Annotated in this window: 2 protein-coding genes; both read right to left on the reverse strand. The window is 37.2% G+C overall.

Annotation, left to right across the window (positions count from 1 at the left end; all coding sequences use genetic code 11):
- Positions 1-1,608: glycosyltransferase (locus OQ279_RS18380; RefSeq protein ID WP_266071323.1), on the reverse strand; the 1,608-nt coding region annotated here is incomplete at its 3' end.
- Positions 1,609-1,611: 3 nt separating this feature from the next.
- Positions 1,612-2,052 (reverse strand): DUF4912 domain-containing protein, encoded by a 441-nt coding sequence (locus OQ279_RS18385; RefSeq protein ID WP_503167768.1) that lies wholly within the window; start codon positions 2,050-2,052, stop codon positions 1,612-1,614.
- Positions 2,053-2,390: the final 338 nt, after the last annotated feature.

Consider the following 2,390-nt stretch of genomic DNA (forward strand, 5'->3'; position numbering starts at 1 on the left):
TATTTTGTTTTCTGAATGCTGAAACAGATCAATAACTTCATTTTTCATATATACACTGCAGACAATGATGTGCTCTGAGTGTTCAATCAATTGTTTTTCCTTTTTGTGTATAAAGCTTTGCATCTCCGTAAAAATTCCGCCATTTCTGCCTGATTCCGTTGCGTGAATGGTCGTAACGAGGGGAATATTAAGCAGCGTTTTTAGACTCATTGCACAAGCTCCAACCAGCCAATCATGCGCATGTATTAATGAAAAAGAATGTATGAAGCGTAACTCTCTTGCTTTTCTTTCCATTGCCAGATTTAAACCGCCAATCCATCTTAAAAAATCAGGATCTCTGCTATTTAATGGCTCTACACGGTGAATAAAGACTCCGTTTACTGCCTCTGTTTCAGGCAGTTCTCCTGTATTAGCTGTAAGGACATGAACCTCAAAACCTATTTTTACAAGGCTTTCTGCCAGGGCACCAACATGTCTTGCCAAACCGCCAACAAGGTTAGGTGGATATTCCCAAGAGAGCAGAAGAACCTTTCTCTTTTGTTCCTTTCTTTCCAAATGCACTTCTTTTAAAGGATAAAACCTTTTGTAAGAGGACTTATCTATAGTGAGACCTGTTGAGATTCTTCCAGTTGCATCAAGCCATTCATCAATAAGCTCATCCATCATTGATTCATCTTTATGATATGTGGAGTTTCTCTCAACCAATTGCTCCATTTTGTGAACATATGTCCACGAATAGGCCAAATCTTTCGAAAATAGAGAATGCGGAGTCACTTCAGGCAGAAACGATTGACACAAGTGAACATTCTCTTCAGTTTGAGAAAGGTTTCCCTTTTCACTTCCTTGTAATATAAGATCCATTTTTTCAAGTTCTTCCAATCGTGCCAGAAGAGTAGAAATATCGGAATAGATCACTACTTCTTCAGAAGAAGCAGAAGTTTGAGCTAACCAATCTTTCATCTCTATTCTTTGATTGCTGAATTGCTCTGAGAAATCAGTATGAATAGGAAGGATCGTTAAACCATGAGGTGACTTTACAATGCTTCTTCCCTCATGGATAGGTGGGGGATCAGCAAATTTTATGGTTTCAGAGCTTATAAAAGTATGAGAAAATGCCTGGTCCATTAAAAATAAATCTAGTCCAGGTGCATACATTCCGTAAGGAAACCAGAATCCTTCTGGTTTAATCTGCAAGTGCTTCTGCAAACAAGTTAAACTATTTCTAATCTGCAGCTGTGTTCCAACAGAGGTTGTTGCATAAGGAAGGATACCAGTTGAAGTGGCTAAAACTTGTATGCTCTTTCTTTGCAGCAGTGCTGATATGAGCTTATTAATATTTTTATTAAAACCATGCCAATACTCTAGTACCTCTTGATCTTGTTTTAAGTAGGTGTCCATTTCTTTTTGAAATTCAGGACTTTCAAAGATCTGGTAATATGAAGACGATAAGGCGATTTGGATGTTTACATAGTGTCTAGTATTCTCCAGATGATGAAACAACTGCAGAAGCTTATGAACGAAGGGATAAAGGTCCGGCCAGTATTCCACCTGCTTGGGATAATAATGCACATCAGGCTGAAGTATAATCGTAATTGGCTGCTTGTCCATTGTTTAATTCACCTTCGTTTCCTTTTCGTAATAGCTATATGTGCTCACATGCTCAACCCATTTTGGCATTTCATTACGGTTAAGCAGAAATTGCTGAACATCATGACCTAGGTGTCCAGTCTGCTCCATACTGTTTCTTGGGGCATGAATAGAATTGGACCTTACAATAGGAAAGAAATATGTATCTGAAAACATTATGCCAATCTCAGCAACATAACAGTGATTAGCCTCCAATTCAGAGATGATCCAATGGGAATCCTTCTCCGAGATTCCAATATCAGTAGTTGAATGGGCATTAGAACCATCATAAATGATGCAGTTGACGTCGTTTAACCTAATAACAAGGTTTAAGTCGTTTAGATGAAAATACTGCTTTACAAGGTCTCTCGTGTTGTCACACACATTCCAATGCAAAAACACTTGCTGAGGTGAAATCAAAGACATGGATAAATAGTTATTATCTATACTTTCAAAAGTCTGCTGATCATCTGCAATCTTTATGTCCTTTTCGCCTTTTTTATGATTGATTAGCTTTACCCACTGATATTGTACCTTACCAACCGTTGTATTAAGTTCTTTTGCAATTTTACGGAAGGATAATCCGCTTCGTTTTAAAGCAATAATGTCTTCAATAATTTTTGCACCTTACTCTCATTCTTACTTAGTATGTTTACGATATGAAAAGGTGAATTTATTTTGATTTCTATTAATTTTATTTTGTAAGTTAATGTTATCATCGAACAAGCACACCAGCAATGAACGGAATTTGTCGGGAATTGTAT

It is taken from the genome of Salinimicrobium profundisediminis (genome assembly GCF_026241755.1).
Lineage (GTDB): Bacteria > Bacteroidota > Bacteroidia > Flavobacteriales > Flavobacteriaceae > Salinimicrobium > Salinimicrobium profundisediminis.